The sequence below is a fragment of the Streptomyces sp. NPDC050433 genome (assembly GCF_044458565.1).
In the GTDB taxonomy this organism is placed as follows: domain Bacteria; phylum Actinomycetota; class Actinomycetes; order Streptomycetales; family Streptomycetaceae; genus Streptomyces.
Genome location: NZ_JBITIB010000017.1, coordinates 31,992 through 44,526, shown reverse-complemented (window position 1 = coordinate 44,526; position 12,535 = coordinate 31,992). Strand labels below are relative to the sequence as shown.

The 12,535-nt window shown below is 69.5% G+C and carries 12 protein-coding genes and 1 pseudogene; 7 read left to right on the top strand and 6 right to left on the bottom strand.

The genetic code is table 11. From position 1 onward, the window contains the following. Positions 1–13 precede the first annotated feature (13 nt). Genes chvE through mmsB form a run of 3 tightly spaced genes read left to right on the top strand, consistent with a single transcriptional unit; the run spans position 14 to position 3,857 of the window. Positions 14–1,126: a multiple monosaccharide ABC transporter substrate-binding protein gene (gene chvE, locus ACIBLA_RS21510; RefSeq protein WP_363243895.1), complete on the top strand. Its 1,113-nt coding sequence runs from the start codon at positions 14–16 to the stop codon at positions 1,124–1,126. Beyond that, positions 1,123–2,664 (top strand): multiple monosaccharide ABC transporter ATP-binding protein, encoded by a 1,542-nt coding sequence (gene mmsA, locus ACIBLA_RS21505; protein ID WP_399199484.1) that lies wholly within the window; start codon positions 1,123–1,125, stop codon positions 2,662–2,664. Before chvE ends, mmsA begins: the two co-directional genes overlap by 4 nt. A 5-nt stretch (positions 2,665–2,669) precedes the next feature. Further along, positions 2,670–3,857: a multiple monosaccharide ABC transporter permease gene (mmsB, locus tag ACIBLA_RS21500; protein WP_363243850.1), complete on the top strand. Its 1,188-nt coding sequence runs from the start codon at positions 2,670–2,672 to the stop codon at positions 3,855–3,857. 7 nt (positions 3,858–3,864) lie between these two features. Here the strand turns inward: mmsB and ACIBLA_RS21495 are convergent, their stop codons facing one another. The 4 genes from ACIBLA_RS21495 to ACIBLA_RS21480 form a co-directional block, all read right to left on the bottom strand. Further along, a complete protein-coding gene (locus ACIBLA_RS21495) occupies positions 3,865–4,155 on the bottom strand; it encodes a DUF6510 family protein (RefSeq protein WP_363243849.1) in 291 nt (96 codons plus the stop codon). Between the two features lies 1 nt (position 4,156). After that, on the bottom strand, positions 4,157–4,879 hold the full coding sequence (locus ACIBLA_RS21490; protein ID WP_363243848.1) for a ferredoxin reductase: 723 nt from the start codon (positions 4,877–4,879) through the stop codon (positions 4,157–4,159). 8 nt (positions 4,880–4,887) lie between these two features. Next, the gene (locus ACIBLA_RS21485; protein ID WP_399199483.1) at positions 4,888–5,487 is read right to left on the bottom strand and encodes a sulfite oxidase-like oxidoreductase; all 600 of its coding nucleotides are present in this window, start codon (positions 5,485–5,487) and stop codon (positions 4,888–4,890) included. 182 nt (positions 5,488–5,669) lie between these two features. After that, a complete protein-coding gene (locus tag ACIBLA_RS21480) occupies positions 5,670–6,290 on the bottom strand; it encodes an L-threonylcarbamoyladenylate synthase (protein ID WP_363243846.1) in 621 nt (206 codons plus the stop codon). A gap of 222 nt (positions 6,291–6,512) precedes the next feature. Here ACIBLA_RS21480 and ACIBLA_RS21475 point away from each other — a divergent pair, with 222 nt between their 5' ends. Next, positions 6,513–7,370 carry a serine hydrolase gene (locus ACIBLA_RS21475; protein WP_399199482.1) on the top strand — a complete coding sequence of 286 codons (858 nt, stop codon included), beginning with the start codon at positions 6,513–6,515 and terminating at the stop codon, positions 7,368–7,370. A gap of 4 nt (positions 7,371–7,374) precedes the next feature. After that, positions 7,375–7,611: pseudogene (locus tag ACIBLA_RS21470) on the top strand (nuclear transport factor 2 family protein); the annotation flags it as partial. A 25-nt stretch (positions 7,612–7,636) separates the two neighbouring features. Here the strand turns inward: ACIBLA_RS21470 and ACIBLA_RS21465 are convergent. Together ACIBLA_RS21465 and ACIBLA_RS21460 are read right to left on the bottom strand one after the other, a co-directional pair. Beyond that, the gene (locus ACIBLA_RS21465; protein ID WP_363243844.1) at positions 7,637–7,993 is read right to left on the bottom strand and encodes a PRC-barrel domain-containing protein; all 357 of its coding nucleotides are present in this window, start codon (positions 7,991–7,993) and stop codon (positions 7,637–7,639) included. Positions 7,994–8,122: 129 nt separating this feature from the next. Continuing rightward, the gene (locus ACIBLA_RS21460; RefSeq protein WP_399199481.1) at positions 8,123–9,487 is read right to left on the bottom strand and encodes an MFS transporter; all 1,365 of its coding nucleotides are present in this window, start codon (positions 9,485–9,487) and stop codon (positions 8,123–8,125) included. Between the two features lie 342 nt (positions 9,488–9,829). On the opposite strand from ACIBLA_RS21460, the gene ACIBLA_RS21455 reads away from it, so the two are divergent. Continuing rightward, positions 9,830–10,684, top strand: coding sequence for a shikimate dehydrogenase (locus tag ACIBLA_RS21455; protein WP_399199480.1), 855 nt, complete (start codon positions 9,830–9,832; stop codon positions 10,682–10,684). 25 nt (positions 10,685–10,709) lie between these two features. Further along, positions 10,710–12,521, top strand: a complete 1,812-nt coding sequence (locus ACIBLA_RS21450; RefSeq protein ID WP_399199479.1) for a bifunctional sugar phosphate isomerase/epimerase/4-hydroxyphenylpyruvate dioxygenase family protein — start codon at positions 10,710–10,712, stop codon at positions 12,519–12,521. Positions 12,522–12,535 lie beyond the last annotated feature (14 nt).

Here is a 12,535-nt window from a genome sequence, read left to right as displayed (position 1 = left end):
AGGACTCATGACCATGCGCACCAGCCGCGCCGCACTCACCGTCGTCGTCGCATCGCTCGCCCTCTCGCTGACGGCCTGCGGCCAGAGCAGCGAGGGCGGGAGCAAGGAGGAGAAGAAGGGCGGCAAGGGCTCCACCGTCGGCATTGCGATGCCGACCAAATCCTCCGAGCGCTGGATCGCCGACGGACGCAACATGGTCGCCGAGTTCAAGAAGCTCGGCTACAAGACCGACCTCCAGTACGGCGAGGACGACGTCGACCAGCAGGTCTCACAGATCGAGAACATGATCACGAAGGGCGTCGACGTCCTCGTCGTCGCCTCCATCGACGGCCGGGCGCTCGGCGACGTGCTCGGCCAGGCCGCCGACCAGGGCATCAAGGTCATCTCCTACGACCGGCTCATCCTCGGCACGCCGAACGTCGACTACTACGCGTCGTTCGACAACGAGAAGGTCGGCGTCCTCCAGGCGACGTACATCATCGACAAGCTCGGTCTGAAGGACGGCGGGGCCGGCGGCGGCGAAGGCCCGTTCAACATCGAGCTGTTCGCCGGCTCGCCGGACGACAACAACACGCGTTACTTCTTCCAAGGCGCCTGGAAGACCCTCAAGCCGTACATCGACAAGAAGCAACTCGTCGTCAGGAGCGGCCAGACACAGCTCGACCAGATCACCACCCTCCGCTGGGACGGCGGCACCGCGCAGAAGAGGATGGACGACCTGCTCACCAAGTCGTACGGCTCCGAGGACGTCGACGCCGTGCTCTCGCCCTACGACGGCATCTCCATCGGCATCCTCTCCGCCCTGAAGTCGGACGGCTACGGCACGGCCGCCAAGCCGTACCCGGTCGTCACCGGCCAGGACGCGGAGGTCGCCTCGGTCAAGTCGATCGTCGCCGGACAGCAGACACAGACCGTCTACAAGGACACACGGGCGCTGGCCAAACAGGCCGTGCAGATGGCCGACGCCGTGCTGAACGACAAGAAGCCCGAGGTCAACGACGAGAAGACGTACGACAACGAGAAGAAGGTCGTCCCGTCCTATCTGCTGGACCCGGTCAGCGTCGACAAGGCCAACTACCGGTCCGTCCTGGTCGACTCCGGCTACATCAAGGCGAGTGACCTGTGAGCGCACCCGTCCTGGAGATGCGCTCCATCGTCAAGACCTTCCCCGGAGTCAAGGCGCTCTCCGACGTCACGCTCAACGTCGCACCGGGGGAGGTGCACGCCATCTGCGGGGAGAACGGGGCGGGCAAGTCCACCCTGATGAAAGTCCTCAGCGGCGTTCATCCGCACGGCAGTTACGACGGCGAGATTTTTTTCCAGGGCTCGCCCTGCGCCTTCAAGGACATCGGCGCCAGCGAGGCGCGCGGCATCGTGATCATCCATCAGGAGCTGGCCCTCGTCCCGTACTTGTCGATCGCCGAGAACATCTTCCTCGGCAACGAGCACGCCAGGCACGGGATCATCAGCTGGAACGAGACGCTGAAGCACGCCGCCGCGCTGCTCAAACGCGTCGGACTGGCCGAGCATCCGGGGACCCGCGTCGCCGACATCGGTGTCGGCAAGCAGCAGCTGGTGGAGATCGCGAAAGCCCTCGCCAAGGAGGTGAAGCTGCTCATCCTCGACGAGCCGACCGCCGCCCTCAACGACGGGGACAGCGCCCAACTCCTGCTCCTGATAAAGGAATTGCAGGCGCAGGGCATCACCTCCATCATCATCTCGCACAAGCTCAACGAGATCGCCGAGGTCGCCGACTCCGTCACCATCCTCCGCGACGGCCGCACCATCGAAACCCTCGACGTCAAGGCCGATTCGACCACCGAGGACCGCATCATCCGGGGGATGGTCGGCCGCGATCTCGACCACCGTTTCCCCGAACGCACCCCGCACGAGGGGGACCCCGAGGCGCGGCCCGCGCTGGAGATCCGCGACTGGACCGTGCACCACCCGATCGACCAGCAGCGCAAGGTGGTCGACAACGTCTCGATCCATGTCCGGCGCGGCGAGATCGTCGGCATCGCCGGTCTCATGGGCGCCGGCCGCACCGAACTCGCGATGAGCGTCTTCGGCCGCTCCTACGGCCGCAACATCAGCGGGACCGTCCTCAAGGACGGCCGGGAGATCGTCACGAAGTCCGTGCCCGACGCCGTCGGACACGGCATCGCGTACGTCACCGAGGACCGCAAGCAGTACGGGCTCAACCTCATCGACACCATCGGCCGCAACATCACCCTCAGCGCGCTGCCGAAGGTCGCCCGGCGCGGCATCGTGGACGGGCACGAGGAGACCCGCGTCGCCGAGTCCTACCGCACAAGCATGAACATCAAGGCCCCGACCGTCTTCGAACAGACCGGCCGGCTCTCGGGCGGCAACCAGCAGAAGGTCGTCCTCAGCAAGTGGATCTTCGCCGGGCCCGATGTGCTCCTGCTCGACGAACCCACGCGCGGGATCGACGTCGGCGCCAAGTACGAGATCTACACCGTCATCGACCGGCTCGCCGCACAGGGCAAGGCCGTTGTCTTCATCTCCTCCGAACTCCCGGAGCTGCTCGGGATGTGCGACCGCATCTACACGATGGCCGCCGGCCGGCTCACCGGTGAGATCCCGCGCGCGGACGCGACCCAGGAAGTCCTCATGCGCCACATGACCAAGAACACGAGGTAGACCACATGGCTCCGGCCACCACCACCCGCGATCTGCTGCTGGACGCGGCGCGGCGCAACATGCGGCAGTACGGCATGCTCATCGCGCTCGCGCTGATCGTCGTGCTGTTCCAGATATGGACCGACGGCGTACTCCTCAAGCCCAACAACGTCACCAACCTGGTCCTCCAGAACAGCTACATCCTGGTCCTGGGCATCGGCATGATGATCGTCATCATCGCCGGCCACATCGACCTCTCCGTCGGATCGCTGGCCGCCTTCGTCTCGGCCGCGTGCGCCGTGATGATGGTCGAGCACGACATCCCGTGGGTCCTCGCGCTCGTGCTCGGCCTCGCCATCGGCGCGGTCGCCGGCGCCTGGCAGGGCTTCTGGATCGCGTACGTCGGCATCCCGTCGTTCATCGTCACCCTCGCCGGGATGCTGCTTTTCCGCGGCGGCACACAGATCTTCCTCGGCTCACGCTCGCTCGGCCCGTTCCCCGACGGCTTCCAGAAGATCTCCACCGGCTATCTCCCGGAGATCGGACCGGCCACCAACTACCACAACCTGACACTCCTGTTGGGCCTCGCCCTGCTCGCCTTCGCCCTGCTCCAGGAGGTCCGGGACCGCCGCCGCCAGAAGGAGTACGACCTGGAGGTCCTGCCCCGAGGCCTGTTCGTCACCAAGTGCGTGGCGCTCGCCGCGGCCGTCCTCGCCTTCACCATGACGCTCGCGAGCTACCGAGGTGTCCCGGTCGTCCTGCTGCTGCTCGCCGCGCTGCTCATCGGCTTCGGCTACGTCATGCGCAACGCGGTCGTCGGCCGTCATGTGTACGCCCTGGGCGGCAACCGCGCGGCGGCGAAACTCTCCGGTGTGAAGGACCGCCGCGTCACCTTCCTGGTCTTCGTCAACATGGGCGTGCTGGCCGCGCTGGCCGGGATCGTCTACGCGGCGCGCCTCAACGCGGGAGTCCCGCAGGCCGGCGTCAACTTCGAACTGGAGGCCATCGCGGCGGCGTTCATCGGCGGCGCGTCGATGAGCGGCGGAGTCGGCACGGTGCTCGGCGCGATCATCGGCGGCCTCGTCCTCGGTGTCCTCAACAACGGTATGTCGCTGGTCGGTATCGGCACGGACTACCAGCAGGTCATCAAGGGCCTGGTGCTGCTGGCCGCCGTCGGGTTCGACGTCTGGAACAAACGCAGGGTCGGCGCCTGACGGGCCGTCAGCGTTCTTCGCCGAGCGGAATCGCGAGCGAGGAGGCGCCCCGGAGATCGAGCCACGCGGTGTCCGGCCCCCGGACCAGCCGGAGCACCACCCGCGAGCAGTCCGGGCACCGGGCCACCAGACCCGGTGCCCGGTCGTAGACACGCAGCCGGGCCATCGGACCCGTGGCCCCGCACCCGGCGCACCGGCCGACGGCCGCGGTCAGGTCGACGGCGAAGATCTCGGAGAGCGGGCCGCCCAGCACATTGCCGTCCTGGTACGCCTCGTCGCGGCTCTGATCGGTGTCCATGTCATCCTCCACTCGGGCCGAAGCGTTCGGTCCTGATCCGTTCGGGGGCGTGGCCGAGGCCCGTCAGCAGCGACGCGGCGGACTCGACGAAGCCGGTCGGTCCGCACACGTAACACGTCGGCCGCAGCTCCGCGGACCAGCCCGCGTGCACCAGGTCCTCCGCCCTCAACCGGCCCACCGGCCTGGGGTGTTCGGGCGGCGCGGTGCGTGTGTAGAGATACGCCGTGTCGAGTCCGGGCGACCCGTGACGCAGTTCGGGCACATACAGCTGATCGCCCGGCTCGCGTACGGAGTAGAGCAGCCGGAACGGTGCGCGCCCGCCCAAGGTGCCACGCACCCGCACCATCGACATCAGCGGCACCAGCCCCGAACCGCCCGCCACCAGCAGCACCGGCTCGCTCTGCTCGGGCCGCCAGACGAACCAGCCGCCGACCGGCCCGCGCAACTCCACCAGGTCGCCGGGCACCATGTCGTCCATCAGATACGGCGACACCTCCCCGTCCGGCACCCGCTGGACCGTCAGCTCGACCCGCTCCCCGTCCGGCGCGGACGCCAGCGAATAGCTGCGCTGGGTGCTGTACCCGTCCTCGGCCGTCAGCCGTACGTCGACGTGCTGGCCCGCCAGATGCCCCGGCCAGCCGGGCACGTCGAACACCAGCGTCCGGGCCGTCGGCGACTCGGCACGCCGGTCGACCAGCTCAGCCACCAGCCAGCGCAGGCGCACGGCGGTACCTAGTCGCCCTGGTAGCGCTGCTCGCGCCACGGGTCCCCGTACGAGTGATAGCCCAGGCCCTCCCAGAACCCCGGCTCGTCGTCGAGCAGCAGCTGGATCCCGCGGACCCACTTCGCCGACTTCCACAGGTACAGATGCGGGACGAGCAGCCGGGCCGGGCCGCCGTGCTCCGGGGCCAGCTCCTCGCCGTCGTACCGGTGGGCGATCCACGCCTTGCCGTCGAGCAGGTCCTCCAGCGGCAGGTTGGTCGTGTAGCCGCCGTAGGAGTGGACGAGGGCGAACTCGGCGGCCGTCTCGACGTCCGCCATGAGGAGGTCCAGCGAGACCCCCTCCCAGCGCGTGCCGAACTTCGACCACTTCGTCACGCAGTGCAGATCCACCGTCGGCTTCTCGCCGGGCATCGCCATCAGCCCCGCCCAGTCCCAGGTGTACCGGGCGCCGGTCTCGGTGGTGAGGGTGAACTCCCACTCCTCGTGCGTCACGTGTGGTGTGGGCCCGGCGGACAGGACGGGAAAGTCGTGGACCTCGTACTGTCCGGGCGGCAGGTCCCGGCCGGGAGCGGGCCTTCGGCCGTGGAATCCGCGAGAGACGATCGCCATGGCGAGGACTTCCTTCCTCCGCGCGGACGGTTGAACGGCGCGGTCGAAGGCGGGTCGGGCGGGCGGCCCGGAGCATGGTCGGACCGGGTCAGACCAGCGTAAGCGCGCGCGCCCGGGGCGGCGACGCGAGAGCCGGTCCGAGCCGGTCGGCCCCCGGTCCCGCCCTGACCGGCCAGGCCCCGCTACTCGAACCGCGCCGGGTCGCCCGCACCCCGCCGTACGATCTCCGGCTCGCCGCCGGAGAAGTCGATGACGGTGGTCGGCTCGGTGCCGCAGTCGCCCGAGTCGACCACGATGTCCAGCACATGGTCGAGCCGTTCCTTGATCTCCCAGCCCTGGGTCATCGGCTCGCCGTCGTCGGGCAGGAGCAGCGTGCTGGAGAGCAGCGGCTCACCCAGCTCCGCGAGCAGCGCCTGGGCGACCACATGGTCCGGGATCCGGACCCCGACCGTCTTCTTCTTCGGGTGCAGCAGCTGCCGCGGCACCTCCTTGGTGGCCGGCAGGATGAACGTGTAACTGCCGGGCGTCGCCGCCTTGATGGCACGGAACACGTCGTTGTCGATCTGCACGAACTGACCGAGCTGCGCGAAGTTCTGGCAGACCAGCGTGAAGTGGTGACGGTCGTCGAGATTCCGGATGGACCGGATCCGGCTGATGCCGTCCCGACTGCCCAGCTGGCAGCCCAACGCGTAACAGGAGTCCGTCGGGTAGGCGATGAGCGCGCCGGACCGGATGCTCTCGGCCACGCCGGTGATCGAGCGCCGCTGGGGATTCTCGGGATGTACGTCGAAATACTTGGCCATTGGCCGAGCTTAGGGCCTGAATCCCGGCCGGGCCCCCGGACGATCGCCCATCGGGCACGGGGTGACGCTGGGTTCGTTGCCCGTCGCGTCTGGTCACCGAGGTGTCCCGGTTCGCTGCGCGGCGCGGTCCCCCGGTCTCCCCTGTGACGATACGCACGTTGCCCGCCGGGACCCGCATTGCCTAATGTCCGGTTTGTGCCCCGAATCCGCAGACTGCCGCAATTGGCCGCAGCCGCCCTCGTCGTCGCCGTGACGGCCTCGGGCGCGGCGTTCGCCACGGCCCACACACCCGGCGCACCGGCCCGTGCCGCCGCCGCGCCGGCCGCTGTCAAAGCCGCACCGGGCGGTGTCGACAGCGCGATGCGCGCGGCGCTGGACGCGCTGCCCGCGAGTGACGGCCGTTACACCGTCGCCGTCGAGGATCTGAACGGCCCGGCCGCCACCGTTTACGGCGGGGGAACCGGCGCCTACGACACGGCAAGCATCGTCAAGGTCGACATACTCGCCGCCCTCCTGCTCGACGCCCAGGACCGCGGGGCTCCCCTCACCGCGAAGCAGGAGAAGCTGGCCGCCGCGATGATCCGCTCCAGCGACAACGCCGCGACGAACGCGCTCTGGAAGGCGACAGGCGGGGCGGACGGCCTCGACGCCGCCAACAAGCGCCTCGGCCTCACCTCGACCCAGACCGACAAGGACGGCCACTGGGGCCTGACCCGCACCACCGCGGCCGACCAGATGGTGCTCCTGGAGGCCGTTCTCGGTGACGCGCACTCCCCGCTGATGGCGCACTCCCGCGCGTACATGCGGTCACTGATGAGCACGGTCGAGACGGACCAGCGGTGGGGGATATCCGCCGCCGACGGCAAGGGTTCCGCCGCCACGCCGGCGCTGAAGAACGGCTGGCTGCCGCGCAGCGACACGGGGCTGTGGGACGTCAACAGCATCGGGCGCGTCGAGTACGGCGGCCACACGCTGCTCGTCGCGGTTCTGTCCGACGGACAGCCCACGTACAGCAAGGGCGTCGACCTGGTGGAGCGGGCCGCGGCGACGGCCGTGAAGGCGTTCGTCAAGGCGGAGTAGACAGGTCGAACTGCTTCAGGCCGACGCCCTGCCGTACGGCGGAACCTGGCGCGGCCACGACGGTATGGAGCGGTTCTTCCTTGCGATGAGCGGCGTGTGGGAGTCCTTCGGCATGGTGGAGCAGGAATTCCTCGCCACCGGCGAGAACGGGGGTCCCGCCGTGGTGCTCACCCAGGTCCGTGCCCGCGCCCGGGCCACCGGCCGTGAGCTGGTCTTCCCGATCCTCCAGACGGTCACGGTCGCCTGCCCGGAGTGGACCTGGCCGGTCAGCGGCGGGCGAGCTGGCGTTCGCCGCTGGGGCCCGGCGCGTACGGCAGGTCGTAGTGCGAGAAGACGTCCTTCTCGCTCTCGGCGGGCAGCACGTCGTCCGTACCGATCGACGGTGCGCCCTTCACGAGGGTCTTGAGGTAGTTGACCTTGACGTAGTCCGGCCCCACCACGGCTCCCGACAGCGGGACGAAGACCAGGCGGTGCCGGGCCGGCATGCCGACCAGCACGGTCGCCATGGCGGGCTCGTCGGTACGGGTGTCGACGTAGACCGACTCCAGCGAGCCGATCTTGCGCCCGTCGGCGTCGACGACGCTGTGCGTACGCCATTCCCGGATGTCCGCGGAATCGATCATGTCGGCTCTCCTCGTCACATGTGGCCCGCCCGGCTCCGGCCATGATCACCGACGGAGTGCCGGGTCGCCACTCGGGCAGCGCCGAAGGAGGGGGACGGCGCGCGCGGCCCGCCCCCTCCCTCTCCCGTTCTAACGGACCGGCTCCCTCGTCCCCGCGCCGCGCCTCGTCCCGAGTTCCCGTGTCGGGACGCGGTGCGTCTCGCGCGCCGTGAGGACGGCGAGCGCGCTGACGGCGCACAGGACCGCCGTGAAGATGCCCACGCCCGTCGGCCCCTGAAGCCCCAGCCAGCCGTCGGGCGAGGCGATCCCGGCCGCCGAGGCGACGGCGAGACCGGCCACGGCGAAGCCGATCTGCGTGCCGATGGCCATGCCGGACATCCGGACGCGGGCGCTGAACATCTCGCCGTAGAGAGCGGGCCAGATCCCGTTGGCCGCGGAGTAGACGACCCCGAACGTGAGGATGCCGGTGAGGAAGATCAGGGTGTAGCTGCCTGACGAGATCGCGTCCAGGTACACGAACATCATCACCGGGCTGCCGACCGCACCGATCAGGAAGACGGGACGGCGGCCGATCCGGTCGGAGAGCGTCGCCCAGAGCGGCAGGGCCGCGAGTGCCACCGTGTTGGCGGTGATGCTGACCCACAGCATCACCGTCTTGTCGAGGCCCATCTCGTCGCTGGTCGCGTAGTTGAGGGCCCAGACGGTGAAGACCGTGCTGACCGTGGCGATGACGGCCGCGCACATCACCCGCAGCACATCGGCCCAGTGTTCCCGCAGGAGCACCGTGACCGGGGCCTTCTCGACCGTGCCGCCCGCCACCGCCTCGGTGAAGACCGGTGTCTCCTGCACGGAGCGGCGGATGTAGTAACCGAGAACGGTGACGACGGCGCTCAGCCAGAACGGGACGCGCCAACCCCAGCTGTACAACTGCTCGTCGGGCAGGGCGGCGACCGGCAGGAAGACCAGGGTGGCGACGATCTGCCCGAACTGCGTGCCGCTGAGCGTGAAGCTGGAGAAGTACCCGCGCCGGTCGTCCGGGGCGTGCTCCAGACTCATGGAGCCGGCGCTCGCCTGTTCGCCGGCCGCCGAGAGTCCCTGCAACACCCGCAGGAACACCAGGAGTACGGGGGCCAGGCCGCCGATCTGGTCCCGGCCCGGCAGACAGCCGATGAGGAACGTCGCGACGCCCATGAGGATCAGCGTGAACAGCATGATCTTCTTGCGTCCCGACCTGTCCCCGACGTGTCCGAGGACCACCGCTCCCAGCGGGCGGGCCGCGTAGGCCACTCCGAAGGTGGCCAGGGACTGGAGCGTCGCGGTGGCCGGGTCGGACTCGTCGAAGAAGACATGCGGGAAGATCAGCGCCGCCGCGCTGCCGTAGATGAAGAAGTCGTAGTACTCCAGGGCGCTGCCGACCCATGCGGCGAAGGCCGCCTTTCGGGGAGTGCCGTGCTCTTCGGGGCTGCCCGCGGGGGGCGGTTCGAGGTTGGTCACGGGAGTTCTTCTCCTCGTCGGGTGTCCCTGGGCGTGCGGACGGGGCGGATTCGTCCTGGGGGTCTCGGCCGGTACCGGGCAGTCCCTCGGGGCACCGCGGCTGCGCGCCGTGCCATGGCGGGAATGCGTTTCGGCTATGTCACGGACTGGTTAGTCCGTCGTTGATGTCGACATAGTGAGTTCGTCATGTAGGCCTGTCAAGGGGTCTTTCACAGGTCCCTCGTGGACGAAAATCCCAGCGAACGAGGCGACTTCGGCGGCTTCGGGCGACTTCACAAGGTGAGTCGGGTCGGCTATAAGTAACTCACCAGTTCGTACATAGTTATCGAAGGGCGCGGCGGTATGACCTCGTACCTCATCGGTCTCGTCGGATCCGGGATCGGCCCCTCCCTGACCCCGGACCTGCACCAGCGGGAGGCGGACCATCACGGTCTGCGCTATCTGTACCGGCGCATCGACATCGACGGCCTGGGCCTCGGCGCCGCCGAGGCAGGTGAACTGGTGCGTGGCGCCCGCCGGTTCGGTTATGAGGGTCTGAACATCACGCACCCCTGCAAGCAGACGGTGATCCCGCACCTGGACGGGCTGTCGGCGGACGCCGCCGCCCTCGGCGCGGTCAACACGGTGGTCTTCGACGGGGACCGGGCCATCGGGCACAACACGGACTGGAGCGGATTCGCCCAGTCCTTCGCCCGTGGTCTGAAGGACGCTCCGGCTCGGCGAGTCGTGCAACTCGGCGCCGGTGGCGCCGGCGCGGCGGTGGCCCACGCCCTGCTGACCCTCGGCGTCGACCGGGTGACGCTCGTCGACACCGACCCGGAGCGGGCCGCCGCGCTGGCCGGCGCCCTGGCCGGCCGCTTCGGTCCCGCGCGGGCCGGCGCCGCGGATTCCGGGCGGCTCGCCGAACTCCTCACCGGCGCCGACGGACTGGTGCACGCCACCCCCACCGGTATGGCCCGCCACCCCGGCCTGCCGCTCTCCGTGGAACTGCTCCGCCCGCACCTGTGGGTCGCCGACCTGGTCTACCGCCCTCTGGTCACCGAACTGATCGGCCGGGCAAGGGCGTTGGGCTGCCGCACGCTCGACGGAGCCGGTATGGCCGTCTTCCAGGCGGCCGACGCCTTCCGGCTGTTCACCGGCCGCGAGCCCGACACGGAACGGATGCTCGCCCACATGACCACTCTCGTCACCGCCTGAGGGCCCGAGCGACGAAGGAGTACCCATGCGCAAGTCCATCGCGACCGTGTCCGTCAGCGGCTCACTCACCGAGAAGCTGACGGCTGTCGCACAGGCCGGGTTCGACGGGGTGGAGATCTTCGAGAACGACCTCCTCGGCTGTCCGCTCCCTCCGGAACGGATCCGCGAGCGCGCCGCCGACCTCGGCCTGAGCATCGACCTCTACCAGCCCTTCCGCGACTTCGAGGCGGTCGGCCCGGACCGGCTCGCGGCCAATCTGCGCCGTGCGGAACGCAAGTTCAGGATCATGGAGCGGCTCGGCGCCGACCTGATGCTGGTCTGCTCGAACGTCTCACCCGAGACCGTCGACGACGACACGCTCGCCGCCGAGCAACTGCACCGGCTCGCCGATCTGGCGGCCGGGCACGGCATCCGTATCGCCTACGAGGCCCTGGCGTGGGGCCGGAACGTCAACGAGTATCTGCACGCCTGGCGGATCGTACGGATGGCCGACCACCCGGCACTCGGCACCTGCCTCGACAGCTTCCACATCCTGTCCCGAGGCTCCGACCCCGGCGGAATCGAGGCGATCGCCGGCGACAAGATCTTCTTCCTCCAGCTCGCCGACGCGCCTCTGCTCGCCATGGACGTACTCCAGTGGAGCCGCCACCACCGCTGTTTCCCCGGTCAGGGCGGCTTCGATCTCGCGGGCCTGCTGACCCATGTGCTGCGCGCCGGATATACGGGGCCGCTGTCCCTGGAGGTCTTCAACGACGTCTTCCGGCAGACCGACACCGGACGCACCGCCGTCGACGCCATGCGCTCCCTGATCACGCTGGAGGAGAGCGTCGCCCCTGTACGCGGCGCCGCCTCCCCGCTCCCGTACGCCTCCCCGCCCGACGGGTTCGCGTTCGCCGAACTGGCGACGGACGACCGGCAGCGCCTCGCGACCCTGCTCGGAGGGCTGGGCTTCGCCCGTACCGGAGGGCACGCGACGAAACCGGTCGAGCTGTGGGAACAGAACCAGGCCCGGATCCTGCTCAACTCGCCGACCACGGACAGCGTCCCGGGCGGCGACGCCGGTACGACCCTGACCGCGATCGGTCTGGAGTCGTCCGACCCGCGGGCGTCGTCCCTGAGGGCCCGATCGCTCCTGTCCCCGGTACTGCCCCGCGAGCGCGAGCCGCGCGAAGCACCCCTCGAAGCCGTGGCCGGCCCCGACGGCACCCAGCTCTTCTTCTGCCGCACGGGCGACAGCCAACAGCCCCTGTGGCGCGCCGACTTCAGCCCGGCGGCGCCCCCGGCGGGCCCCGTCACCGGCATCGACCACCTCGCGCTCAGCCACCCCTGGCGCCATTTCGACGCGGCCGTCCTCTTCCACCGCTCCGTCCTCGGACTGCGACCGCACGACAGCTTCGACGTCGCGGACCCGTACGGCCTGCTCCGCAGCCGCGCCATGACCAACGACACCGGAACGGTCCGGATGGTCCTCAACATCGCGCGGCTCGGCGACCGGGAGCTGTCCCTCCAGCATGTGGCGCTGGCGACCGACGACATCGTGGCGGTCGCGGAGCGGCTGCGCACCGTGCCCGACGCGCTGCTCCCGATCCCCGGCAACTACTACGACGACCTGGAGGCGCGGTACGACCTCGGCGAGGAACGCCACCGGCAGCTGCGCGAGCTGGGGCTGATGTACGACGCGGACGAGACCGGGGAATTCGTCCACCTCTACACGACCACGATCGGGCGGGTCTTCTTCGAGGTCGTCGAGCGGACCGGCGGCTACCGCGGCTTCGGCACGCCCAACGCCGGCGTACGCCTGGCCGCCCAGCACATCCCGCTCCAGCCGTCCGGGTAGTGCCTCGCCGAACC

What these genes read in the sequence shown, in the direction of transcription:
- ACIBLA_RS21450 (WP_399199479.1), top strand. Translation starts at nt 10,710, where the DNA reads ATGCGCAAGTCCATCGCGACCGTGTCCGTCAGCGGCTCACTCACCGAG.
- ACIBLA_RS21495 (WP_363243849.1), bottom strand. Translation starts at nt 4,155, where the DNA reads ATGGACACCGATCAGAGCCGCGACGAGGCGTACCAGGACGGCAATGTG.
- ACIBLA_RS21485 (WP_399199483.1), bottom strand. Translation starts at nt 5,487, where the DNA reads ATGGCGATCGTCTCTCGCGGATTCCACGGCCGAAGGCCCGCTCCCGGC.
- ACIBLA_RS21465 (WP_363243844.1), bottom strand. Translation starts at nt 7,993, where the DNA reads ATGATCGATTCCGCGGACATCCGGGAATGGCGTACGCACAGCGTCGTC.
- ACIBLA_RS21455 (WP_399199480.1), top strand. Translation starts at nt 9,830, where the DNA reads ATGACCTCGTACCTCATCGGTCTCGTCGGATCCGGGATCGGCCCCTCC.
- mmsB (WP_363243850.1), top strand. Translation starts at nt 2,670, where the DNA reads ATGGCTCCGGCCACCACCACCCGCGATCTGCTGCTGGACGCGGCGCGG.
- chvE (WP_363243895.1), top strand. Translation starts at nt 14, where the DNA reads ATGCGCACCAGCCGCGCCGCACTCACCGTCGTCGTCGCATCGCTCGCC.
- ACIBLA_RS21480 (WP_363243846.1), bottom strand. Translation starts at nt 6,290, where the DNA reads ATGGCCAAGTATTTCGACGTACATCCCGAGAATCCCCAGCGGCGCTCG.